The organism is Pseudomonas sp. BF-R-30, from assembly GCF_019956175.1.
Lineage (GTDB): Bacteria > Pseudomonadota > Gammaproteobacteria > Pseudomonadales > Pseudomonadaceae > Aquipseudomonas > Aquipseudomonas jessenii.
Genome location: NZ_JAHBDE010000038.1, coordinates 24,445 through 46,853, shown reverse-complemented (window position 1 = coordinate 46,853; position 22,409 = coordinate 24,445). Strand labels below are relative to the sequence as shown.

21 protein-coding genes are annotated in these 22,409 nt (G+C 58.7%); 11 read left to right on the top strand and 10 right to left on the bottom strand.

Annotated features, from left to right (window positions below; all coding sequences use genetic code 11):
* Window positions 1-358: 358 nt before the first annotated feature.
* Window positions 359-1,285: a LysR substrate-binding domain-containing protein gene (locus tag KGB20_RS19645; protein WP_150815309.1), complete on the top strand. Its 927-nt coding sequence runs from the start codon at window positions 359-361 to the stop codon at window positions 1,283-1,285.
* Window positions 1,286-1,343: 58 nt separating this feature from the next.
* The gene (locus tag KGB20_RS19640; protein WP_090453683.1) at window positions 1,344-1,709 is read left to right on the top strand and encodes a 5-carboxymethyl-2-hydroxymuconate Delta-isomerase; all 366 of its coding nucleotides are present in this window, start codon (window positions 1,344-1,346) and stop codon (window positions 1,707-1,709) included.
* Between the two features lie 3 nt (window positions 1,710-1,712).
* On the opposite strand, the gene KGB20_RS19635 is transcribed toward KGB20_RS19640, so the two are convergent.
* From KGB20_RS19635 to KGB20_RS19625, 3 genes are all read right to left on the bottom strand, one after another.
* Window positions 1,713-2,651, bottom strand: a complete 939-nt coding sequence (locus KGB20_RS19635; RefSeq protein WP_150815308.1) for a LysR family transcriptional regulator — start codon at window positions 2,649-2,651, stop codon at window positions 1,713-1,715.
* Window positions 2,652-2,764: 113 nt separating this feature from the next.
* Entirely contained in the window at window positions 2,765-3,682 is a 918-nt protein-coding gene (locus KGB20_RS19630; protein WP_150815307.1) for a DMT family transporter, read from the bottom strand.
* Between the two features lie 13 nt (window positions 3,683-3,695).
* The gene (locus tag KGB20_RS19625) at window positions 3,696-4,880 is read right to left on the bottom strand and encodes a cyanate transporter (protein WP_090453687.1); all 1,185 of its coding nucleotides are present in this window, start codon (window positions 4,878-4,880) and stop codon (window positions 3,696-3,698) included.
* 498 nt (window positions 4,881-5,378) lie between these two features.
* On the opposite strand from KGB20_RS19625, the gene KGB20_RS19620 reads away from it, so the two are divergent.
* The 5 genes from KGB20_RS19620 (at window position 5,379) to KGB20_RS19600 (ending at window position 11,309) form a co-directional block, all read left to right on the top strand.
* Window positions 5,379-6,761, top strand: coding sequence for a glutamine synthetase family protein (locus KGB20_RS19620; protein ID WP_154947932.1), 1,383 nt, complete (start codon window positions 5,379-5,381; stop codon window positions 6,759-6,761).
* A gap of 190 nt (window positions 6,762-6,951) precedes the next feature.
* Window positions 6,952-8,601 carry a phosphoethanolamine transferase gene (locus KGB20_RS19615; RefSeq protein ID WP_150815306.1) on the top strand — a complete coding sequence of 550 codons (1,650 nt, stop codon included), beginning with the start codon at window positions 6,952-6,954 and terminating at the stop codon, window positions 8,599-8,601.
* Between the two features lie 232 nt (window positions 8,602-8,833).
* Complete coding sequence (rnd, locus tag KGB20_RS19610) at window positions 8,834-9,967, top strand: ribonuclease D (protein ID WP_090453691.1); 1,134 nt, start codon at window positions 8,834-8,836, stop codon at window positions 9,965-9,967.
* The gene (locus KGB20_RS19605; protein ID WP_057716006.1) at window positions 9,964-10,257 is read left to right on the top strand and encodes a YcgL domain-containing protein; all 294 of its coding nucleotides are present in this window, start codon (window positions 9,964-9,966) and stop codon (window positions 10,255-10,257) included. The genes rnd and KGB20_RS19605 overlap by 4 nt, the downstream gene beginning before the upstream one ends.
* Before the next feature lie 119 nt (window positions 10,258-10,376).
* Complete coding sequence (locus KGB20_RS19600; RefSeq protein ID WP_154946951.1) at window positions 10,377-11,309, top strand: D-2-hydroxyacid dehydrogenase; 933 nt, start codon at window positions 10,377-10,379, stop codon at window positions 11,307-11,309.
* 124 nt (window positions 11,310-11,433) lie between these two features.
* Here the strand turns inward: KGB20_RS19600 and KGB20_RS19595 are convergent, their stop codons facing one another.
* Window positions 11,434-12,027: a nitroreductase family protein gene (locus KGB20_RS19595; RefSeq protein WP_154860806.1), complete on the bottom strand. Its 594-nt coding sequence runs from the start codon at window positions 12,025-12,027 to the stop codon at window positions 11,434-11,436.
* Window positions 12,028-12,191: 164 nt separating this feature from the next.
* On the opposite strand from KGB20_RS19595, the gene KGB20_RS19590 reads away from it, so the two are divergent.
* Complete coding sequence (locus KGB20_RS19590) at window positions 12,192-12,641, top strand: YcgN family cysteine cluster protein (RefSeq protein WP_008015986.1); 450 nt, start codon at window positions 12,192-12,194, stop codon at window positions 12,639-12,641.
* Window positions 12,642-12,676: 35 nt separating this feature from the next.
* A complete protein-coding gene (locus KGB20_RS19585; protein WP_154946950.1) occupies window positions 12,677-13,906 on the top strand; it encodes a hypothetical protein in 1,230 nt (409 codons plus the stop codon).
* Between the two features lie 113 nt (window positions 13,907-14,019).
* Here the strand turns inward: KGB20_RS19585 and KGB20_RS19580 are convergent, their stop codons facing one another.
* The 4 genes from KGB20_RS19580 to KGB20_RS19565 all read right to left on the bottom strand — a co-directional run bounded on the left by KGB20_RS19580 (window position 14,020) and on the right by KGB20_RS19565 (window position 16,255).
* On the bottom strand, window positions 14,020-14,397 hold the full coding sequence (locus tag KGB20_RS19580; protein WP_154910877.1) for a DUF2892 domain-containing protein: 378 nt from the start codon (window positions 14,395-14,397) through the stop codon (window positions 14,020-14,022).
* 80 nt (window positions 14,398-14,477) lie between these two features.
* Complete coding sequence (locus KGB20_RS19575) at window positions 14,478-14,948, bottom strand: RNA methyltransferase (RefSeq protein ID WP_007993783.1); 471 nt, start codon at window positions 14,946-14,948, stop codon at window positions 14,478-14,480.
* Between the two features lie 198 nt (window positions 14,949-15,146).
* Window positions 15,147-15,518: a YajD family HNH nuclease gene (locus tag KGB20_RS19570; RefSeq protein WP_007898702.1), complete on the bottom strand. Its 372-nt coding sequence runs from the start codon at window positions 15,516-15,518 to the stop codon at window positions 15,147-15,149.
* Between the two features lie 50 nt (window positions 15,519-15,568).
* Window positions 15,569-16,255: a spermidine synthase gene (locus KGB20_RS19565; RefSeq protein WP_154860803.1), complete on the bottom strand. Its 687-nt coding sequence runs from the start codon at window positions 16,253-16,255 to the stop codon at window positions 15,569-15,571.
* A 95-nt stretch (window positions 16,256-16,350) separates the two neighbouring features.
* Between KGB20_RS19565 and KGB20_RS19560 the strand changes: the two genes are divergently transcribed.
* Window positions 16,351-16,641, top strand: a complete 291-nt coding sequence (locus KGB20_RS19560) for a hypothetical protein (protein WP_057716000.1) — start codon at window positions 16,351-16,353, stop codon at window positions 16,639-16,641.
* On the opposite strand, the gene KGB20_RS19555 is transcribed toward KGB20_RS19560, so the two are convergent.
* Window positions 16,638-17,111, bottom strand: coding sequence for a Crp/Fnr family transcriptional regulator (locus KGB20_RS19555; protein WP_057715999.1), 474 nt, complete (start codon window positions 17,109-17,111; stop codon window positions 16,638-16,640). The two genes, KGB20_RS19560 and KGB20_RS19555, sit on opposite strands and share 4 nt — an antisense overlap.
* 208 nt (window positions 17,112-17,319) lie before the next feature.
* On the bottom strand, window positions 17,320-19,374 hold the full coding sequence (locus tag KGB20_RS19550) for a S9 family peptidase (RefSeq protein WP_154946949.1): 2,055 nt from the start codon (window positions 19,372-19,374) through the stop codon (window positions 17,320-17,322).
* Window positions 19,375-20,644: 1,270 nt separating this feature from the next.
* Here KGB20_RS19550 and ltrA point away from each other — a divergent pair.
* Complete coding sequence (ltrA, locus tag KGB20_RS19545) at window positions 20,645-22,342, top strand: group II intron reverse transcriptase/maturase (protein WP_150757528.1); 1,698 nt, start codon at window positions 20,645-20,647, stop codon at window positions 22,340-22,342.
* The last annotated feature ends 67 nt before the right edge of the window (window positions 22,343-22,409 follow it).

Sequence of the window (22,409 nt, the reverse complement as noted above, 5' to 3'; positions counted from 1 at the left end):
TCCCGAACTCAGCAGTGAAACGATGCATCGCCGATGGTAGTGTGGGGTTTCCCCATGTGAGAGTAGGTCATCGTCAAGATTAAATTCCGAAACCCCTATCTGCGTATGCAGGTAGGGGTTTTGTTTTTGGCGTCCCTGTAGGAGCGAGCCCGCTCGCGATGGTCTTTAACGATGACACTGGCTGTCTGATGCCGCCGGGTGTCCAGAAGTTTTTCGCGAGCAGGCTCGCTCCTACAAGGTCATTGTAAAAAAAATCACATAAACCTGACTCGCGTTGGGCTGTTGGACCTGTGTTGGATAGACGGCAGTCGCACCAGCTACCTAAACTGTCAGCAGATTTTTGGGATCGGGGCAGTGGATGAATCGCAATGAACTTCGCAAGGCGGATATCAACCTGATGGTGGTATTCGAAACGCTGATGCTCGAACGCAATGTCACTCGGGTGGCGGAGAAGCTGTTTCTCGGTCAGCCGACCATCAGTTCGGCGCTCAACCGCTTGCGTGCGATGTTCAATGATCCGCTGTTCATACGCGTTGGCCATCGCATGGAGCCGACGGCACGGGCCGAGGAGATCATCAGGCACCTGTCGCCGGCGCTGGATTCCTTGTCCGTGGCCTTGAGCCTGACCCATGATTTTGACCCGGCCAGCAGCACGATGTCGTTCCGCATCGGGTTGTCCGACGATGTCGAGTTCGGGCTGTTACCGCCATTGCTGCGAGCGCTGCGCCAGGAAGCGCCCAACGTGGTGTTTGTGGTGCAGCATGTCGATTACTGGCGGATTCCCGACTTGCTGGCAGCCGGCGATATCACGGTGGGTATCAGCCAGACCCGTGGCTTGCCGGCCAATGCCAAGCGCAAGTTGTTGCGACACATCCAGCCCAGCATTTTGCGCGCCGATGCCTCTGATACACCGCTGACCCTCGATGAATATTGCGCGCGACCGCACGTGCTGGTGTCCCATACCGCCAACGTCAGTGGCTATGCCGACGAGTGGCTGGCGGATATCGGTCGCACACGCCAGGTGGTGCTTTCGGTGCCGCAGTACAGTGCATTACCGGCCCTGCTTGCCGGCACCGACCTGATTGCCAGCCTGCCGGACTACACCGCTGAGGCGATGGCTGCATCGGGAATGCTGTTCAAGGAACCCTTTCCCTTCAAGACACCGACCCTGGATCTATCCATGGTCTGGCTCAGCCATGTCGATAGCGACCCTGCCGAGCGCTGGTTACGATCGCGCCTGGAGGCGTTCATGAGTGAGCGTGCCGTATTGCCGCTGCCCGAATGAACAGGGTGGCGCTGTGTTATATGTACGACCTTTCCACCCCACTTACAGGAACCCACTCATGCCTCACCTGCACATGGAATACACCGCCAACCTGACTGATCTGAATGCCGAAGTGGCATTGATGCGGTTGAACAATACGCTGGTGGCTTCCGGTCAGTTTGCTGCCGAATTCGACATCAAGAGCCGCGCGATCAGGGTCGAGGCGTTCAAGGTCGGTACTGCATTGGCTGAACGGGCGTTCGTGCATGTGAAGCTGGCACTGTTGAGTGGTCGTTCCGCACAGATCAAGAAACAGCTGTCTGAAAGCCTGCTGGCGGTGGTGCAGGACGTGTGTGAGTGGCCGAGCGGCGTTGAAGTCCAGTTGTGCGTGGAAATTCTCGACATCGATCGCGATTCCTACAGCAAGACCGCCATCAGCAACTGAGTTTCAGGCCGTTTCCTGCTCGACACAGGCCTGGATCACCTGCGCTCGCAGCCAGGTGTTGGCGCTGTCCTGATCGACACCCTGGTCCCACTGCATGTCGAGGGTAAAACCCGGCAAGCCTTCGGGCGCTTCACAGTGATTGAAGGTGTCTGCACTGGCCAGCAGTCGCTGAATGCGTCGGGGCAGGGTCAGGGCATAGTCGGTGCCGGTAATCAGCTTCAACGCTGCGCTGTAGCTGTTGGCGCGTGCGACGATCTGGCGCTGTTGAGCCTGCTGCGCTAGCCAGCCGTCGACCATGTTGGTGGCGGACGTCCAGGGTGTCGGGAACACGTGTCGACGTTCGACATAGGTTTGCAGGCTCAAGCGTGGTTCTGCCGGCGTGGCGCGTTTGTCGAAAACACACACCAGGTCATCTTCGAGCAGCGTCTGCGATTTGAAATCGACGTGACTGCGATGAAAGTTCGGGCCGAAGCACATCACCAGGTCGAGGCTGCCTTCGCGCAACGCTTGGGCAGGGATATCGGCCTGGAGTTTGAACACATTGACCATCACCGGAAGATCGGCGAGGTCGAAGGTTTTCAACAAGCGCGGCAGGATCAGTTGCTCGAAATATTCCGGGGCGCAGATGTTGAAGGTCACGGGTTGCAGGCCTGGGTCGAACGTGGGTAAGCCGGCGTGACACAGGTTGATGCTTTCGAGGATTTTCAGCACGTGAGGGTACATCGCGCTGGCCTTGCCGGTGGGCTGCATGCCGCCGGTGCGAGTATTGATGAACAGTTCGTCCTCAAAACTGGCGCGCAATTTTTTCAGGCAGTAACTCACGGTGGACTGGCTGACGCAAAGCGTCTCGGATACGTCGGTGACGCTGTTCTGCTCATACACGGCGACGAACACCATGAGGTCCTGCATGTCGAGCTTTCTAAGCGAATTACTGTTCAGCATCCATTCCATCTCGCTGCGTCCCTTGCGCTGACCGTGTGCAAGGGTGGTGAATTATCCTAGCGGAATGGGCGAGCAGGGAGAATGCCTTGCAGGACGTTTCGCCCAAGGCCGTGTCAGCCCTGGACCATCGCCGACACGGCGCGGCGGCTGGACATCAATAGCGCGAACATGCCGAGGCCCACCAGCACCGCGCCGGTCATTTCCAGCGGCAGCGGCGTCTGGTGTCCCCATAGCCAGTGGAACAAGGTGATGAACAGCGTGCTCAGGTAGATGTAGGAAATCACCGAGGACGGCGCGATCACGCCGATGGCCCGGTGCAGCAGCCAGAACGTCGCCAGGGTGGCGAACACTGCCAGGTACATTAGCCAATAGAAGTCGTTGAGCGTCAGTAATGATGCCGAACGCCAACCGCCACTCAATCCACAGAACACCAGCAGAAACAGCGCACCGAACAGCATGTTCCAGAACGTCATGGACACCGGTCCGCGTCCCTTGAGGCTATTGGCTTTCAGGCGCTGGCTGAGGGGGGCGTAGAGCGCCATCGCCAAGCAACCGATGCCGTACACCGTTAATGCATAGGGCGATGGCAACTCGCCGGGGCCGGTGCCTTTCATGATCAACAACACCGCCCCGGCAGCGGCGAGCAGCATCGGCATAATCCGTTGTTTCAGACGGCTGTCAGGTGTGAGCACGGCTTCGAAACCCAGGGTCATCAGTGGCACCAGCGTGAACATCGTCCCGGTGTTGACGGCCGAGGTGTAGCGCAACGCTTCGAACAGCGAACCGAAGTACAGCGCCAGCAGCAGGCCGAGCACCGCGTGACCAAACAGTGCGCGGGCGGTCATGACGGCATCGCCTTTGAGCAGCAACAACGGCAGAAACACCAAAGCGCAAAACAGCAGGCGTAAACCCGTCAGCAGGATCGGGTCGATGGCCTGGCTGACTTGCGCCGCCGCGGAAAACGATGCGGCGATCAACAAGGCCCAAAGCAGCATGCTGGCGTGAGCGACGGCGAAAACGGTGGTTTTCATGGCAGGCTCCGGGTCAATGGATGTGGCGGGCGTAGTGCCTTGGGTTGAAGCGCAAAACCATCAGCATCATCAGTGCCATGACCGCCGTGAGCGACCACCAGGCCCATTCAAAGCTGCCGAGCTGGTCGCGGATGATCCCCGCCAGCAGCGGCGACAGGCCGGCGATCAAGTAGCCGATGCCTTGCACGAATGCGGTCAGGCCGCCAGCACGCAATGGATTGTCCAGATGATCCAGCGATACGATCAGGCTCATCGGGAACAGGCCGCCAATGCCCAGCCCCAGCAGGCATGGCCACAGCAGGCTCAAATGCCGTGGGCTCAGAATCAGTCCGCAGAAACCGGCGATGATCAGTGTCAGCAATACCATCAGCACGACGCGGCGGTCGCGGCTGCGGTTGGCGATGACGGGCGTCAACAGACCCGACAGCACTTCCATGGCGGTCAAAAAACCGAGCAACAATCCGGCGTGTTGCTCGCTCCAGCCCTTTTCCACGTAGTAAGGCGCCAGCCAGGCCAGAACACAGGTGTAGGACGCAGTGCCCAGGCCAAAGAAAATCGCGAGTAACCACGCGCGGGAATTGGCAAAGTACGAACCTTTGCCGGATGCCCTCGAGTCCAGTGTTGGCATCCCCGCGCTTTGGCTGCGCCAGAAGAGCAATGCCAGCACAGCGAGAACGGCCCAGATCGCCAGGCCCATACGCCAGCTGCCGGTACGCTCCATCACCAGCGGCGCAAAGGAAGCCCCCATGGCCGCACCGCCCATGATCGATGTGACGTAGAGCCCCATGCACAGCGCAACGTGGTCGCTGAAGCGGGATTTGATCAACGCTGGCATCAGGGCCTGGATCAGGGCGATCCCGACACCGGCCAGCACCGCGCTGAGGAGCAACTGCGCGGCTGAATCAAGGAACAACCGCGAAAGCGTGGCCACGCCGATGATCAACAATGAGAAGACTACCGTGCGTTGATCGCCGAATCGCTGACTGACGCGCAGGCCGACAAACATCGCCAGCCCCATGGCCGTCACCGGCAACATTGTCAGCAGTGAAGCCTGGCTGAAGCTCAGCGCAATGTCGTCGCGAATCGCTGAGAGCAGCGGCCCGACAGCGGCCATGGAAGGGCGCAGGTTCAGGGCAACCAGGACAATGCTGAACATGAGCCATAGGGCAGGGCGGGAAGTGGCTCGGGTGTTTTCCATGATCGGACCTTGATGAATAGGCGGGCGATTAAGGCGCGCGAGGCCCGAAGGGCGCAAATCAGAAAGTCCGGGGTGGTATTTAGAAATCAAATACAGGCCTTCTCCCCACAGAAGGCAGCACAAAACCGCCAAATGTTTAGCCAGACGACATCCAAGGTTCTTCAAATCCTGATTTAACGACTTAAGCCATCGTGTGACGCTGCGGGTCATCTGTTTTCTGCGGTTCTCTCTATGGACGGTTGGCCAGTCGCAATCCACTGCAAGGCATCCAACGGCGTTCGAGCGTCGAGCCTTGGTCGTCGATTCACGCCTGCCACCGCGCCAAACCTCTCTGCACTTCCTTCTGAACTGGCTTTTTGGGCGCTGTGGCATTGCCGCCATGCGCGCCCGCCGGATTCCTGCTTTTTCCGTTGATTGTTCCTACCTGTTCCGCTTGATGGCGGGATTAAAGTGCGGGTGCTTTTGCGTACCCGTCTGACACGGAAAAAGAGAGTTCCCATGAGTTGTGCCACGACCTCGTTTGCCACCCGGCAAGAAGCCCTGACCTTTCTGGAGCAGAACCCGGATATTGAAATGTTCGAGCTGTTCATCCTCGACAACAACGGTGTGCCGCGGGGCAAGTTGCTGCATCGTGACGAGTTGTTGGCGGTGTATGAAAGCGGGCGACCATTGCCAAGCACCATCCTCGGCCTGACCATCAACGGTGATGACGTGGAAAACTCCGGGCTGGTCTGGGATGTCGGTGATATCGACTGCCGGGCCTACCCGATCAGCGGCAGCCTCACGCGTATGCCGTGGCGTCTGATACCGACCGCGGCCGTGCAGGTCAGCATGCACCCAACGGAGGGAATGCCCGCCACTATTGCCGATCCCCGTCATTTGCTGGCGAAGGTCATCGAGGGTTTGCAGGCAGACGGTTATTACCCGGTCATGGCGGCGGAATTGGAGTTCTACCTGCTGGATCAGCAACGCGACAGCAATGGCCGGCCGCAACCGGCACGGGATGTCGATGGCGGGCGTCCGTACGGCACCCAGGTCTATGGTTTACGCGAGCTTGAACAGATCGAGCCGTTCCTGGCCGATCTCTACAGTGCCTGCAAACTTCAGGGGATTCCGGCGCGCACGGCCATTTCCGAATACGCGCCGGGGCAAGTGGAGATCACCCTCGAACACCGCACCGACGCACTACAGGCGATGGATGAAGCGGTGCGCTACAAGCGTCTGGTCAAAGGCGTGGCGCACAAGCACGGTATGACAGCCTGTTTCATGGCCAAGCCTTTCGATGACCTTGCCGGCACCGGGATGCACATGCACGTGAGCCTGGCGGACAAGGACGGCAACAACCTCTTCGCCAGCGAAGCTGCGGATGGAACGCCGCTGCTCAAGCAGGCCGTCGCCGGCATGCTCAGTACCTTGCTCGATTCGCTGTTGCTGTTCTGCCCCAACGCCAACTCCTACCGTCGATTCCAGGCCAACAGCTATGCGCCCCTGGCGGCCACCTGGGGCGTGGACAATCGCACCGTGAGCCTGCGCGTACCTGGTGGGCCTGCGTATTCCCGGCACATCGAGCATCGAATCTGTGGCGCAGATGCCAACCCCTATCTGGCGGCTGCGGCGATTCTGGCCGGTATTCATCGCGGTATCCGCGAACAACTCGATCCTGGTGCGCCGGTGGAAGGCAATGGCTACGCCCAGGCCACGAAACTGTTGCCGACAGACTGGCTGACCACCTTGCGATCACTGGAAGGTTCGAGTTGGGCCAGGCAAGCCTTCGGCGGTGAATTCCTCGGCGTCTACCTGGCGGTGAAACGCGCTGAGTATCGTCAATTCATGGGGGAGGTCGGTGAGCAGGACTGGCGCTGGTATTTGCATCAGGCCTGAGTCGAATCTGAATCGGGGCTGAACCATTCTCAAATAGTCTGAAAGTTTCAGGCGGACTTAATAAGCCAACTAATTGTTGGCTTATTTTTCACAAAAAATTGATTGTTGGCTTCCTAAAATTAGAGCTGTCTCGGTAAATGAAATTTTCACATTTGCCGTAGACACTTATTTTCAGGATCCGCCAAATATCATGCTTAATATTAAAGCCGTGCGCCCCGAATGGGTGACACTGATTGCCAGTGCACTTTTGTTAGTTGGCTTCAATTTTGTACTCTGGCAGCACCTGTTCGAAATCACCGCATCCGATGGCAAAGGCATCGTCATGCGCGCGGCCTTCGGGGTGATGATCTTCGCGGCCTTCAACATTGTGCTGACCCTGCTGGCATTCCGGCCGGTGCTCAAGCCGCTCCTGACCCTGCTGTTCATGACCAGCGCGGGCGTGGTTTATTTCATGAGCCAGTATGGTGTTTTGATCGATACCGGCATGCTGCGTAACTTCGCCGAGACCAATGCAACGGAAGTGCGTGACTTGCTGTCGCTCAAGTTGTTTGTTTATATTTTACTGCTCGGCGTTTTGCCGTCCTGGCTGTTGTGGAAGACACCGATTAATTATCGTCGTTGGCACCGTGAACTGCTCAGTAAAGTTGTGGTGACTTTTGCCTCGGCAGCAGTCATTGGTGGAGTTGCACTGGTTAACTATCAAGGCCTGTCTTCGTTGTTTCGCAATCACCACGAGTTACGCCTGATGGTGGTGCCAAGTAACTACATTGGTGCCTCGGCTGGCTTCTTGCGCGAGCAGGTTGCGTCTGCACATCAACCTTTTGTGAAGCTCGGTGAAGATGCCCGGCGCAATCCAGCCTGGCAAACTCACGGGCGCAAATCCCTGACGGTACTTGTCGTGGGTGAAAGTGCCCGGGCGGAGAACTTCGGCATTCTTGGCTATAGCCGCGACACCACTCCCAAGCTGAGTAAGGAAGACGGCCTGATCGCTTTCACCGATGTGCACTCCTGCGGTACTGAAACCGCCGTATCGGTGCCTTGCATGTTCTCCAACATGGGGCGCAAGGACTACAACGCCAGCAAGGCAAAGAACGAAGAAGGCCTGTTGGACGTGCTCAAGCATGCGGGTATCGACGTGATCTGGCGTGACAACCAGTCAGGCTGCAAAGGTACGTGCGATCGCGTCACCCTTCAGGACGTCAGCAACCTGAAGGACCCGGCGCTGTGCGCCAACAGTGAATGCCGCGATGAAATCCTGCTGCAAGGGCTGCAGCATTTCATCGATACCCTGGACAAGGACACGGTATTGGTATTGCACCAGATGGGCAGCCACGGTCCTGAGTACTTCAAGCGTTATCCGAAAGAGTTCGAGCGCTTCACCCCGGTTTGCGAGAGTAATGCCCTGAACAATTGCAGTCGCGAAAGTATCGTCAATGGCTACGACAACACCCTGGTCTATACCGACCATGTACTGTCGACCTTGATCGATCTGCTGCGCAGCAACCAGGACAAAGTGGATACCGCGATGCTGTATCTGTCGGACCACGGCGAGTCCCTGGGTGAATACAACTTGTTCCTCCACGGCACGCCCTACATGCTGGCACCGGAGCAGCAAAAGCATGTCGCCATGTTTGCCTGGTTCTCCGACAGCTATAAAAAGTCGTTTGCGCTAGATACCCGCTGCTTGCAACAGAGCCGTGAAAAGTCCCTCAGCCAGGACAACCTGTTCCATTCGATGCTTGGGCTGCTGGAGGTCGACAGCAAGGTCTACCACCAGGATCTGGACATGTTTGCCGGATGTCGTCGTCCAGTGACAGACGGCGTGTTGGCCAAGGAATGATCGCCTCTGACTCTGTTTCACGCAGCGGCCGTCGACCTGGCTTTTGACAGGTGTTGGCCGAATACGGTGATTCTCGCGACGGTTCCAGGTGCTGGGTAAGACCGGCTAGTTCGGCTTTGTAGGACTATTCTTTATGTCGCGCAGTAATTTTCGCTAATGCTCTTGTTCAGTGGATGCGCGGAAATCGCCGGGGGCGATATATACTGCGCGCCATTCTTCAAGGGAGAGCCGTGTGGCCATCGATATTCACTGGATTCGCGACAACGATAGCCTCGGACGGTTGTGTGCCGAGTGGCAACAGTTGCCATTCGTTGCCCTCGACACCGAATTCATGCGGGTCGACACCTTCTACCCAATCGCCGGCCTGCTGCAGATCGGTGATGGCGTTCGCGCCTATCTGATCGACCCGCTGACCATCGACAACTGGCAGCCATTGGCCGCTTTGCTGGAAAACCCTGCGGTGGTCAAAGTTGTCCACGCGTGCAGCGAAGACCTCGAAGTCCTGCTACGCCTGACCGGCAGCCTGCCGGCGCCGCTGTTCGATACGCAACTGGCTGCCGCTTATCTGAACCTTGGTTTTTCCATGGGCTATTCGCGGCTGGTGCAGGAAGTGCTCGGCATCGACCTGCCCAAGGGGGAAACCCGTTCCGACTGGCTGCAACGCCCGCTTTCCGAAACCCAGATCAGCTATGCCGCCGAAGATGCCGTGCATTTGGCTGAAGTTTTCGTAAAACTGCGTCCAAAGCTTTCCGACGAGAAATACGCCTGGGTCCTGGAAGATGGCGCCGAACTGGTGGCCAACCTGCGCCGCGAGATCGATCCGTACGAGGTCTATCGCGATGCCAAGCTGGCCTGGAAGCTGTCTCGCGCCCAACTTGCCGTTTTGCGTGAGCTCTGCGCCTGGCGTGAAAAGGAAGCCCGGGCCCGCGACCTGCCGCGCAACCGGATCATCCGCGAGCATTCGTTGTGGCCACTGGCGCGTACGCAACCGGATAACCTCGGCGCGCTGGCGAAAATCGAAGACATGCACCCACGTACCGTGCGTCAGGACGGCGAGTTTCTGCTTGATCTGATCAAGCGCTCTGGCAGTGTGTCGCCTGATCAGTGGCCGCCAGCCGTGCCGGAGCCGTTGCCGGTGGATGCTGCTGCGCTGCTCAAACAAATGAAGGCCATAGGTCAGGCCGAAGCCGAGCGCCTGAACATCGCGCCGGAACTGATGCTGCGCAAGAAAACCCTGGAGGCGCTGCTCAAGAGCGGCTTCCCCAATGGTCCCTACCAATTGCCTGATTCGCTGCGTGGCTGGCGCCGCGAATTGATGGGCCAGGCGCTGCTCGACAGCCTGGCCACCGCCGGAGAACAGCCTTGAAACGTATTTGCTCCATCTACCGCAGCTCGAAAAGAAACGAAATGTACCTGTATGTGCTCAAGAGCGATGCTCTGGAGCGCGTACCGGATACCCTGATGGCAGCCTTCGGCAAGGCCATCCACGCGTTCGACCTGGTGCTGAGCCCCGAGCGCAAACTGTCGCGCGAGGACATCACGGTCGTGCTGGAAAACCTCGAGAAACAGGGTTATCACCTGCAAATGCCGCCTGCCGAAGACGAGTACATCGAGCACTTGCCGGAAGAATTGTTGCGTCGCAACGATCCGATGTGAGCGGCAGACAGACTCTGTTCAGAGTGGTTATGAAACACTGATTGATTTTAGCGATGGCAGCATCGACGGAGCACTGCTCTGTCGGCGGCCGTCTGCACTGTTTTTGAAAGGTTTGAAGCATGCGCGTCCTGATTGCTGAACACGACCACCCCGTGTACGCCCAACTGTTGCGCGAGGCGGCACCGGACCTGGAGGTGCTGACCAGCGGTGATTCCGCCGAACTGGCCAGCCAGGCCGCCGATTGCCCGGTGTGGCTCGGCCAGCCTGATTTGCTGGCGACCCTGTTACGCCAGGGCCATCAACCGCAATGGCTGCAATCGACCTGGGCCGGCATCACGCCGCTGCTGGCCGATGGCTTGCCGCGGCACTATCGGCTGACCCGAGCAGTCGGAATCTTTGGCCAGGTCATGGCCGAGTACGTGCTCACGTACATGCTCGGTCACGAGCGTGAAGTGCTGGCGCGACTGGTCAGCCAGGTCGAACGCAAGTGGGACAGTCGCCAGGTCCAGAGCCTGGCGGGGCGCAGGGTGTTGATCGTCGGCACCGGTGATATCGGTCAAAGTGTCGCGCAGTTCCTCGTCCCGTTTGGCGTCGAACTGTATGGCGTTGCCAGCAGCGCACGGGAGCAGGCACCGTTTATCGAAGTTGGTTCGATGGCGGATTTGCCGCGGCTGGTCGGTGAAGTCGATTACGTGGTCAATCTGCTGCCGAACACGCCGGACACCCACGATGTCTACGACGCGACGCTGTTCAAGCAATTCAAGCCGACCGGGTTGTTCATCAACGCCGGACGCGGAGTGGCGGTGGTCGATGCGGATCTGGTGGATGCCTTGAAGGAAGGGCATCTGGCGGGTGCAGTGATCGATGTGTGCCGTCAGGAACCCTTGCCCCAGCGTCATCCGTTCTGGACGGCCTGGGGCCTGCTGCTGACCGGCCACAGCTCGGCACCGACTTCGCCTTCGATGATGGTGAAGCTGTTTGTCGAGAACCTGCGAGCTTATGAGGCGGGAGAGGCGTTGCGCGGGGAAGTGGATTTCGATCGCGGGTATTGATTCGCCGCAATCAAAAATGTGGGAGCGGGCTTGCTCGCGAATGCGTTGTGTCATTCAACATATCTTTGTCTGACACGGCCTCTTCGCGAGCAAGCCCGCTCCCACATTGGTTTTGCAGTGTGGCTTAGAGGGTGAAGTCACCTTCAGCCGCCAACTCGCTCAATGGACGACGCGGGCTGGGTTCTTCACGGGCTTGCAGATAATCCGCCAGGCTCGCCTTGTCCCCCAGCTTGCCCACCGCGACGGCGGCGTGCAGGGCGTAGCCTTCAGGAATGTTCAGTGTCTTGCGGGTCAGCTCCTGGTCGAAGCCGGCCATGCCGTGGGTGTGCCAGCCGCTCAGGCTCGCCTGCAAGGCCAGGTGACCCCAGGCGGAGCCGGTGTCGAAGGTGTGCCACAGGGCCGGGGTTTCTTCGGCTGCGCCAGGCGCAACGAAGGTGGTTTTCGAAATCACGATCACCAGGGCCGAAGCATGTTGCGCCCAGCTGCGGTTGAATTCGTTCAACAGGCCCAGGTAACGCTCCCAGTTCGGCGTGTCGCGACGTGCGTAGAGGAAGCGCCAGGGCTGCGAGTTATAGGCCGAGGGTGCCCAGCGGGCGGCTTCGAAAAAGCTCAGCAGGGTTTCCTCTGGGATCGTTTCGCCGGTAAAGGCGCGGGGCGACCAGCGATCGGTGAACTGAGGGTGAATGGCGTAATCGGCAACGCGTGGGTTGGCACTCATCAAGAGATTCCTTGCTACGTTTGAAGGTGGGAACGACGCAAAACCCTACTTGGCAGCGCAAAAACTGACAAGCCCGTTCTACCGACAGTCGCCAATGCTTGGCCCAAGGGGCTTCGGGCACTAGACTGGCGGCCTTTTCACCACCTGATGTCGATGCTCGAACCATGGCCGCCAAAGTAGAACCGTTCTGGATACGCAAGACCCTTGATCAACTCGATCAGGAGGAATGGGAGTCGCTGTGCGACGGTTGTGGATTGTGCTGCCTGCAAAAGCTTGAAGACGAAGACGACAACAGCGTCTATTACACGCGCATCGCCTGCAAGTTGCTGGACCTGAAAACCTGCCAGTGCACGGACTATCCCAATCGCCGTGACTCGGTGCCGGACTGTATCCAGCTCACGCCGGGCAAGGCCGACGAATTCAAATGGCTGCCACCGACCTGCGGCTATCGCCTGGTCAGCGAAGGCAAGGACCTGCCGTTGTGGCATCACCTGGTGTGCGGTGATCGCGATGCCGTTCATCACGAGCGGATTTCCCAGTCCGGGCGCATGCTCGCCGAAGGCAGCGTGCCGGAAGATGATTGGGAAGATCATCTGATTTTCCGCGCAGGCTGATTGCCTGAGGTTCAACGTTTCACGAAGGAGTGTGTATGGCTGTGGGATGGCGGCAGGCGTGGATCCTTGGATTACTGGCCGTGAATTCGCCGGCATGGGCTGCGAACAAGGTCAATCTGGATTACCACGTGCGCCTGTTGCCGCAGAGCGATCAGGCCGAAGTGCGCCTGACGCTCGCCCAGGGCTCGGCGGTACGCAGCCTGGATTTCGACCTTGGCGACGGCAGCCACTACAGCGATTTCAAGGCTGACGGCCAATGGCAACTGACCCCCGGCAAAGCGGCGCGCGGTGTCTGGCGTCCGGCTGCGGACAAGGCCAGCCTGACCTACCGCGTGAGTATCAGCCACGGGCGCAAGAGCGGCAGCTTCGACACGCGCATGACGCCAGGCTGGGCGTTGATGCGCGGCGACAATCTGGTGCCGGCTGCCAGACTCGATCAACAGGACGGCATCGAACTGGTTTCACGTCTTGAGTTCGAGCTGCCCGGTGGCTGGAAAAGCGTTGAAACCGCTTGGCCACGAATCGGCCCGAATAAATTCCGTATCGATAACCCTTCCCGACTGTTCGACCGGCCTACCGGCTGGATGCTCGCTGGTGAGCTCGGCAGTCGCCGCACTCGTCTGGGCGAGACCGAAGTCACAGTCGCCTCGCCGCTGGGGCAGGGCATGCGCCGTATGGATGTGCTGACGCTGCTGACCTTCGTCTGGCCGCAAGTGCAGGCGCTGTATCCGCGACACCCGGGCAAACTGCTGATCGTCGGGGCCAATGATCCAATGTGGCGCGGCAGCCAGTCGGCGCACGAGTCGATCTATCTCAACAGTCGCCTGCCGTTGGTCAGCGAAAGCGGCACCAGTGCCCTGGTCCGTGAGTTGGCCCAGATGTTCGGGCGAATCAACGGCACGCAGCGCAGTAACTGGATCAGTGAAGGCTTTGCCGAGTATTACGCTATCGAACTGGTGCGCCGGGCCGGGGGCATGAGCGATGAACGCTACGAGAGCCTGCACGGCAAGCTGGTCAGTATCAGCCAGAAAGTCACCACGCTGCGCGGTGAGCGGATCAACCCGGCGCAGGTGGCCAGGGCAGTGGTGTTGCTGCAGGAACTGGATCGCGAAATTCGCCTGAAAACCCATAACAAACGTTCGCTGGACGACGTGTTGCGCGGGGCGATGCGGGAGGGGGATATCGATACCAAGGCGTTTGTTCAGCTCAGCGAGAGCGTGATCGGTGGTTCTTCAAAAGTGCTCAGTACCGAGTTGATTCAGTAACACCGCCATTCGCGAGCAAGCCCGCTCCCACATTTGATCTGTGTCGTACACAAAACCAATGTGGGAGCGGGCTTGCTCGCGAAGAGGCCGGTAGCCTCGGTGCAATTCCTGGATCAAACCCCGGCTTTCGGCGACTTCAAGGCGTCATTGCCGGTAACGCTGGCGGTTTTGGTCGCCGCCTCGGCATTGGCCTTCAGCGTCTTCAACTCTTCACCCGCCCGCTGAATTTTCGCCCGCACGTTGTTCATGTCCTGACGGCTTTTCTCCAGCAGGCTTTTCGCCGAGCTGTGACCGGTAATGCCGCGCGCCAGGGCCACGCCGCCGATGGCCACCTGGACCAGGCCAAAGATCCCGCCACGCCGCAGTCCCTTGCCCACCATCACCACGCCGCCGGCCAGGGAGCCAATGCGTTCCCAGCCCTGCACGTTTTGCTCGGAAGGGCTCTGGAACGGGGTGGATTCGATACGCTCGACGGGTTTGAGTTCGCTCATGGTCTGTCTCCAGGCTTCAGTGATCGATAGTCAAACTGACAGCCTGGGCGGGCAGCTCGTTCAATCGGATGTGTGGCGATTCAGCGGAATTTTGGCCCGGAGCGGGTATTGAGCCCCTTGGACATGCGGTCGTAGAGCACGACGTTGACCGTGGCGGCCAGGTTCATGCAACCGGTGGTCGGAATGTAGACCACGTCTTCGCACCAGTCGCGAATCTCTTTATCCAGCGATCCGTCTTCCGGGCCGAAGATGTAGAGCGCGCGATCCGGGTGGGTGTATTCCGGCAACGGGCGGGCGCCCTCGACCAGTTCCACGGCGACGGGCACACAATTGAGGGGCAGGATTTTCTTCAGGTCGTCGATGCCGATCAGCGGGATGTCGTAGTGCACGCGCTTGGTATCGGTGACGAAGTCGGCGGCGCGCTCATAGCGCTTGCCGGTGTAGAACACCGACGCCACGCCATAACAGCCAGCGGCGCGCATCACCGAACCGACGTTCTCCGGTGATTTGGGGTTATACAAACCAATGCAGCTGTACCGTTTGTCTGCCACGAGCGGGGTGCCTTTTGGGAAAAAAGCGGGATTATACGGGGAATGGGGCGGGGGTGTTCGGTTTGAGATTGGCGGTGTCGAGGCGATTGTTTTCGCGAGCAAGCCCGCTCCCACAGTTGACCGAGGAGCCCATGCGGACGCGGATCAATGTGGGAGCGGGCTTGCTCGCGAAGGGGGCAGTTCGGGCGCTGAAGATTTTCAGTCTTCTTTTTTCATCAATCCCGCCAACGCAGCAAACGGGTTGTGCGTAGCCTTGGCAATTTTCGGCGTGCTCAGCGAGCCTTCGTCGAAATACTGCTGGTCGGTATACCGCGAGTGCTCGTTATCGTGGCAGTACAGGCACAACAACTCCCAGTTCGAGCCGTCCTGCGGGTTGTTGTCGTGGTTGTGGTCGCGGTGGTGCACGGTCAGTTCGCTCAGGCGCTTGCCGGAGAACTCACGGGCGCAGCGGCCACAGACGTGCGGGTACATCTTCAGGGCCTTGTCGCGGTAGCCCATTTCCTTGTCGCGCTGGTTGTCGGCGAGGATGCGATCCAGCTTCGAAGTGTTGGTCGGGGTGGACGAACTCATGGGTTCACCTTTGTAGAAAGACTAATGACGGTTATAGGGTGAAGTTTAGCCTAGCCCTTGAGCTTCTCGGCAATCCAGATGGTGTGGCGGGTGCCCTTGTTGCCGTGGGCGAAGACCTGCACTTCCTCGGCCTTGAAACCCGCCTTCTTCAGTTTGTCGGAAAACTGCCGGTCAGCGCTGGCCGACCAGACGGCCAACACGCCTTTTGGTCTCAGGGCCTTGGCGCAGGCACTGAGGCCTGCGGCGGAGTAGAGCCAGCTGTTGGCTTTCTGGGTCAAACCTTCGGGACCGTTGTCGACGTCGAGCATGATGGCATCGAAACCCTGTGGCTCGGCCTGCAGGACTTTGGCCACGTCTTCCATGCGAATCACGGTCCGCGGGTCTTGAAGCGGGTTTCCGGCTTTCTCGCCGAGTGGCCCGCGATTCCACTCCACAACGCCAGGCACTAATTCAGCGACCACCACTTCGGCAGTCTTGCCCAGGTGCTTGAGCGCCGAAGCGAGGGTAAAACCCATGCCCAGGCCGCCGATGAGCACCCGTGAACCCGGCCGGCCGGCGACCTTGCGACACGGGATCTCGGCCAGGGCATCTTCGGAGCCGTGCATGCGCGTGTTCATCAATTGTCCGCCGTCGCCGCCCTGGATCTTGATGACAAAATCCTCGCCGTATTCGAACAGGCACAGGGCGCCGCCGTTTTCAGGGATGGGGGTGGTGTCCAGCAGAACGAAACGTTTCATGGGGCTCACTTGAAGAAAATTGGCAGAACTCGGGAGGGCAAACAGACGCAGTTGGGAGTAGCCTGTTTATGACGACAAGGCCAACGGAGCCATTGATGAAGCGCACCATTCTAACGGTCATTGCCCTGGCCGCGCTCTCGATAACTGCAGTGCAGGCGCAACAGCTGCAATCGATTCCCGTCAGCCCCGCGCCGATACCCGGTTCGCCCGGCACCGCGACGCCCACGCCGTACCCGCAAATCAGCCCGGCGCCTTTGCCTAAAGTCGGCCCCGGCAGTAGCGGTCCGCCGTTGGTGCCGATTGAAATGCCCAGCCCGCCGATCAAGGACCAGCCGATACCGGGCCTGGAGCCCAATCCGCCGAAAACCAAATCGCCGGGCGGCTAGACCTGCTGCGAAAGCAGTTGACCGTCGGCCATGCGCAGTCGTTTGGAAAGGGAAACGGCGAGGGCGCGGATGATCTTGGCGGCGATTTTCGGTGCGTCGTTGAGCATCTTTTCCAGCGAGTCCTTGCCCAGGTTGAGCAACTGGCAGTTGCTTGCGGCCACGCAACTGGCCGAGCGCCGTTCGCCGTCGAGCACGGCCATTTCACCGAACGAGCGGCCGCTGCGCAACGTGGCGATGGTGACTCGCTGCCCGTCAGCGTTGGTTTTCTGCACCGCCACCTGACCGGTATGGATGATGCACATGAAACTGCCGGCATCGCCCTCCTGGAAGATTTCCTCGCCCTGGGCAATGGTGCTGATACTGAAGTAGCCCGAAGCCGCGGCGAAGTCGGCTGGCTGCAGTTGATTGAACAGGCCGCAATCCATCAGCCAGTCGCGAATTTCGTTGTTCAGAAAGGTTGGTTCAGACATGTCGTCACGGTCTTTTTTGTGATTGTCGCTGACTTGAATTCACCGCAAATCCCTTGTGGGAGCGGGCTTGCTCGCGAAGGGGCCGTAACATTCAGCAGAGATGTTGACTGACACACCGCCTTCGCGAGCAAGCCCGCTCCCACAGGGGTTTTGTGTTGTATCGGCTGCCGGTGTACGCAATTAAGACCGGCACGCCGCGCCAGGTTCCTCAGGCCATGCCCAAAACCTTGAACAAAAATGCATATTCGAGTGCTACGTCACGCAATCCCTGATATCGACCGCTCATCCCACCATGCCCGGCACCCAATTCAGTCTTGAGCAGCAGGGGATTGCTGTCGGTCTTGGTCGCGCGCAATTTCGCCACCCACTTGGCCGCTTCCCAATACTGCACGCGGCTGTCGTTGTAACCGGCGATCACCAGGGTGGCCGGATAAGCTTGCGCGGTGACATTTTCATACGGGGCGTAGGCCTTGATCCGATCATGGACGTCCGGCTCTTCAGGGTTGCCCCACTCGTCGTACTCCGTCACGGTCAATGGCAGATCAGGGTCGAGCATGGTGTTGAGTACGTCGACGAACGGCACTTCGGCGATGGCGGCGCCAAACAGCTCCGGCCGTTGGTTGAGCACCGCGCCGATCAGCAAGCCACCGGCGCTGCCGCCACTGATAGCCAACTGCGGTGCAGTGGTGAAGCCTTGGGCGATCAGGTGTTCGGCGCAGGCGATAAAGTCGCTGAAGGTGTTGTGCTTGTGCTCCTGTTTGCCGGCGCGATACCAGGCTTCCCCCAGTTCGCCGCCGCCACGCACGTGGGCAATGGCAAACGCCATGCCGCGATCCAGCAGACTCAGGCGCGCGTGGGAAAACCATGGGTCGAGGCTTTCGCCGTAGGCACCATAGCCGTAGAGGTACAGCGGCACGGGTTTGCCCAGGTCTGCGCGCTTGATCACCAGGCTGATGGGCACTTGCGTGCCGTCCGGCGCAGTGGCCCACAGGCGTTGGCTGACGTAGGCGTCGGCATCGAACGGGCCGAGCACCGGGGTTTGCTTGAGGACTTTCTGCTCGCCGGTCGCCAGTTCAAGCTGGCGGATTTGCGCCGGACGGTTCAACGCTTCGTAGCGCAGGCGAATCCGGTCGCTTTCGAACTCCAGGCTGTTTTGCACGTGCAGGCTGTAGGCCGCATCCGGCAGTTGCACACGATAAGGCGCCAGGCTTTGTGGGTGAACTTCAATGACCGGCAAGCCGCCAACCCGCAGGCTCAGGGTCATGGCCCCGGTGTTAAGGCTGATGCCGTCGATCATCACCGTGTCGCTGTGGGGGATCAGGTTCTGCCAGTCGGCTTCGGTGGGCGCGGCGCCGGTATCGACGGCCGTGTACAAGGCGAAATTGATGCCGTCACGGTTGCTGCGAATGAACCAGGTCCATTGACCGTCGAGTACGCCGTGGTCGACGTCGTACTCATGCTCCTCGACCCGTGGCGCGATGCAGGCAAAGGCGTGCTGCGGTTGGTTGGCGTCAAGCACCCAGGCTTCGCTGGTGGTCTTGCTGCCCACGGACAGCAGCAATTGCTGCTCGGAGCTGGAACGGTAGCAATGCATGAAGAAGCGCCCGTCCGGCTCATGGAACACTTCTTCGGCCGCCGTACCGTCCAGTCGATAGCGATACAGCTTGTGCGGACGATGGGTGTCATCCAGTTCGCCAAAGAATAGCGTCAGGCTATCGTTGGCCCAGGTCATGCTGCCGTCGCAGTCCTGGAATTCCAGCTCGCTGACACGGCCGTCGGACAATTCCTTCACGAACAGCGTGTAAATCTCCTCGCCGCTGGAGTCGATGCTGTAGGCCAGACGCTGGTGGTCCGGGCTGATGCTGAACGCCCCGAGCGAAAAGAAACCACCCTTGGCCAGTTCGTTGGGGTCCAGCAGCAGTTGTTCGCGGCTTTCGTCGAGGGTCAGGCTGTCATCGGCCGGACGCGGGCAGCGGTAGTGCCTGGCGTACTCATCGCCTGCCGTGGTGCGGGTGTAATACAGATAGGGGCCCCATGGCGAGGGCAGGGACAGATCGGTCTCGAGAATCCGCCCCTTGATCTCTTGGAACAGGGTTTCGCGCAATGCGGCCTGGTCGGCGGTTTGCACTTGCTGATAGCTGTTTTCGGCTTTCAGGTAGTCGAGCACTGCCTCGGTGTCGCGCTCTTGCAGCCAGGCATACGGGTCGGAGCCTTCAGCCTTGTGGGCAATCGGAGCGTCGTGAATGTTGGCGGATAGGGGCATGAAGGGCTCTCGAGCAGTGTACGGAATAGGGGCTTGGCAACCTGTGGGAGCGGGCTTGCTCGCGAAGGCGTTGGGTCAGTCAATATCATTGTTGAATGATAAGCCGCATTCGCGAGCAAGCCCGCTCCCACATGGATAGCGCCCAACAGTCAGGCATTGATGCAGCCTGATGGGCGAAAAGCCGTTATCATAAGCGCCTCTGTGCGACACGCGTAGCGTGTCTCCAAGACTTCGAGGTGTAGAGTCATCTTGAAGGGCTTCCGAAAGGAAGCCAAGAGCTTGGGTACCCAACCCCAAGAAACAAAACCCTCCCAGAAGTCCAATGCCTTCAAGGACTTGCCGCAGCGGCGGTGGCAAACTCAAGGTCGATTAGCGCTCGGTGGCTCGACCGCAGTACCAGATTTTCCGGTGCTGGAGTGCCTACTACACATCAGCCCTATTCAGGGTTAAACCCATGCGGGAGAGAATCCCCGCTGGGGTTCCCTCCTGCTTTTGAAACAGGAGGTAACAATTCTTTGGGCATGCTGCCTCGGCAGTCCCTGCTCACATCAAACCGGAGACATGAGCGAAAGCTCTGTCTGTCATTGTCCATCTACCTTGCTCGCAAGGTGGCAGCGGACTCGTTGTGCGACCAACGATAGCCTAGGAAGACATGCGTCACTGGTAACGGTGAGGTGTGAAGCTCTTCTCACAATGTAGTCCCCGTCAGGGTGTGCTTTTGCCGCGAGGTAAAGCATAGATACTCGGAGCAGTACCGGGTTGAGACGCTAGGCTGGTTGGCATGGGTAACGTAAGTGAACTGCTGATAAACGCCGTAATTATGAACAAGCCAAAACTGCTGTCAGGCTTGAGCCAAAAGGCACGTGGTCGGATACCTCTGTAGAGGCTTGAGGTACGTCGTCATAGGACCATCGGTGAAAAGGCAGGCCCTAAACCAATCGTGTGACAGGCAGGGAACGTGGTAAGCCCGTATGGCCGCCTTCGGGCAGGTGAACCGCAAGGGGATCTGTTGGCTGTGTGGGTATGGGATCGCAGAGAAAGCGAAAGCCGGGCTGTAATGGCTCGGATAGGGGTTGGGACATTACCCCACGGGAAACTGGGCAGACTTCTGCGTGGTCTTTCGTCGCATGAACTCTGACTGAACCTGTCTCAATGATCTTAGAGACCCAGCAGTATTGGGCCTCCTACTAATCCAACCCTGACGGGAGCGTCCATTCCCGTCAGGGGATGCGTACGTCTTCTGCTCGGGGAAACTTGAGAGGAAGGCAGCATGATAGAGCACAGCCAAATGGCCGTGCCTGCGCTTTCTGGCACTCCGCAACAATGGCATGACATCGATTGGTGTCGTGTTCAGCGGAATGTTCGGGCAATGCAGGTGCGGATTGCGAAGGCTTGTCGGGAAGGCAAATGGCGCAGGGTGAAAGCCCTGCAACGGATGCTGACCCGCTCTCGATCGGCCAGATACTTGGCCGTACGGCGAGTCACTGAAAACCAGGGTAAGCGCACGGCGGGAGTCGACCGCGTGCTCTGGGATACACCCGACGCAAAATGGAAAGCGGCAAATGGGTTGAAGCGTCACGGATATAAGCCACGACCTTTACGGCGTGTGTTCATTCCGAAGTCGAATGGGAAGGAACGCCCTTTGGGTATCCCAACCATGACTGACAGGGCTATGCAGGCGCTGTATTTGCTGGCTCTGGCCCCCATTGCAGAAACCAAGGGCGATCCGAATAGCTACGGCTTCAGGATCGAACGCTCCACGGCGGATGCGATGGGTCAGTTGTTTGTTTGCCTGTCCAAGAAGGTCTCGGCCCAATGGATACTGGAGGCGGACATACAAGGCTGCTTTGATCACATTAATCATGACTGGATGCTCGCCAACGTCCCTATGGACAAAGCGATTCTTCGGAAATGGTTGAAGGCTGGCGTGATTCATAAAGGCCAGCTACAGGCAACGGATGCTGGTACGCCACAAGGCGGGATTATCTCGCCTACCTTGGCAAATACGGCGCTCGATGGTCTGGAAACACAGCTCAAGCAGTATCTGGGCGTGACAAGGGCCAGAAAGCTGAAGATCAACGTGGTGCGGTATGCGGATGATTTTGTGATTACTGGAAACTCGAAAGAGGTACTGGCAAGCGAAATCAGACCTTGGGTGGAGCAATTCCTGGCAGTACGCGGGTTGCAGTTATCCCCTGAGAAAACACATATCGTCCATACCGATCAAGGCTTCGACTTTCTGGGTTGGAATTTCCGTAAGTACGACGGGAAGCTTCTGATCAAACCGAGTAAGAAGAACGTCAAGGCGTTCTATCACAAGGTGAAGGATGTCATCGACGCCAACAAGATGGTGAAGCAGGAGTATTTGATTCGATTGCTCAATCCCATCTTGAAAGGCTGGGCGCTGTATCACCAGCCTGTAGTAGCCAAGCAGGCCTACAGCCGCATGGATAATTTGTTGTTTCATGCTCTATGGCGTTGGGCAAAGCGGCGGCACCCGAACAAGTCACTGCAATGGATCGGGAAGAAGTATTTCCGAATTCAAGGAAGCAGAAGTTGGGTGTTTGCCACCACGATGTTGGAGGAAAACGGGACGAAAAAGGAGGTCGCTCTGTATTCGCTTGCGAGTACACCGATCGAACGACACAGGAAGGTTAGTGGGGAGTACAACCCCTTCGACCCCTCCATGGAAGAAATGGGCGAGAAGCTGCGGACGGCACAGATGCTGAAAAAGCTGAAGTATCGCAAACAGATTCTCAGTCTCTATCAAAGCCAGAAAGGACTGTGTCTGATGTGCAAACAACCGATTACGAAGGAAACGGGATGGCATGACCATCACATTATCCACCGCACTCATGGCGGTAGAGACACCCTGGATAACCGGGTACTATTGCATCCTATTTGTCACCAACAGCTTCACAGCCGTGGATTGACAGTGAACAAACCGGCTCCGCAAGGGGCTTTCTAAAGACTTGAGCCGTATGCGTTGAAAGGCGCACGTACGGTTCTTAGGGGGAGGCAGGCCAGTAATGGCC

Bases quoted from the DNA above. Each gene is read 5' to 3' on its own strand.
- KGB20_RS19590 (WP_008015986.1), top strand. From the start codon at position 12,192: ATGGCCGCCAAAGTAGAACCGTTCTGGATACGCAAGACCCTTGATCAA.
- ltrA (WP_150757528.1), top strand. From the start codon at position 20,645: ATGATAGAGCACAGCCAAATGGCCGTGCCTGCGCTTTCTGGCACTCCG.
- KGB20_RS19615 (WP_150815306.1), top strand. From the start codon at position 6,952: ATGCTTAATATTAAAGCCGTGCGCCCCGAATGGGTGACACTGATTGCC.
- KGB20_RS19620 (WP_154947932.1), top strand. From the start codon at position 5,379: ATGAGTTGTGCCACGACCTCGTTTGCCACCCGGCAAGAAGCCCTGACC.
- KGB20_RS19570 (WP_007898702.1), bottom strand. From the start codon at position 15,518: ATGAGTTCGTCCACCCCGACCAACACTTCGAAGCTGGATCGCATCCTC.
- KGB20_RS19645 (WP_150815309.1), top strand. From the start codon at position 359: ATGAATCGCAATGAACTTCGCAAGGCGGATATCAACCTGATGGTGGTA.
- KGB20_RS19640 (WP_090453683.1), top strand. From the start codon at position 1,344: ATGCCTCACCTGCACATGGAATACACCGCCAACCTGACTGATCTGAAT.
- KGB20_RS19595 (WP_154860806.1), bottom strand. From the start codon at position 12,027: ATGAGTGCCAACCCACGCGTTGCCGATTACGCCATTCACCCTCAGTTC.
- KGB20_RS19635 (WP_150815308.1), bottom strand. From the start codon at position 2,651: ATGCTGAACAGTAATTCGCTTAGAAAGCTCGACATGCAGGACCTCATG.
- KGB20_RS19565 (WP_154860803.1), bottom strand. From the start codon at position 16,255: ATGAAACGTTTCGTTCTGCTGGACACCACCCCCATCCCTGAAAACGGC.
- KGB20_RS19625 (WP_090453687.1), bottom strand. From the start codon at position 4,880: ATGGAAAACACCCGAGCCACTTCCCGCCCTGCCCTATGGCTCATGTTC.
- KGB20_RS19560 (WP_057716000.1), top strand. From the start codon at position 16,351: ATGAAGCGCACCATTCTAACGGTCATTGCCCTGGCCGCGCTCTCGATA.
- KGB20_RS19550 (WP_154946949.1), bottom strand. From the start codon at position 19,374: ATGCCCCTATCCGCCAACATTCACGACGCTCCGATTGCCCACAAGGCT.
- KGB20_RS19600 (WP_154946951.1), top strand. From the start codon at position 10,377: ATGCGCGTCCTGATTGCTGAACACGACCACCCCGTGTACGCCCAACTG.
- KGB20_RS19630 (WP_150815307.1), bottom strand. From the start codon at position 3,682: ATGAAAACCACCGTTTTCGCCGTCGCTCACGCCAGCATGCTGCTTTGG.
- KGB20_RS19580 (WP_154910877.1), bottom strand. From the start codon at position 14,397: ATGAGCGAACTCAAACCCGTCGAGCGTATCGAATCCACCCCGTTCCAG.
- KGB20_RS19555 (WP_057715999.1), bottom strand. From the start codon at position 17,111: ATGTCTGAACCAACCTTTCTGAACAACGAAATTCGCGACTGGCTGATG.
- KGB20_RS19585 (WP_154946950.1), top strand. From the start codon at position 12,677: ATGGCTGTGGGATGGCGGCAGGCGTGGATCCTTGGATTACTGGCCGTG.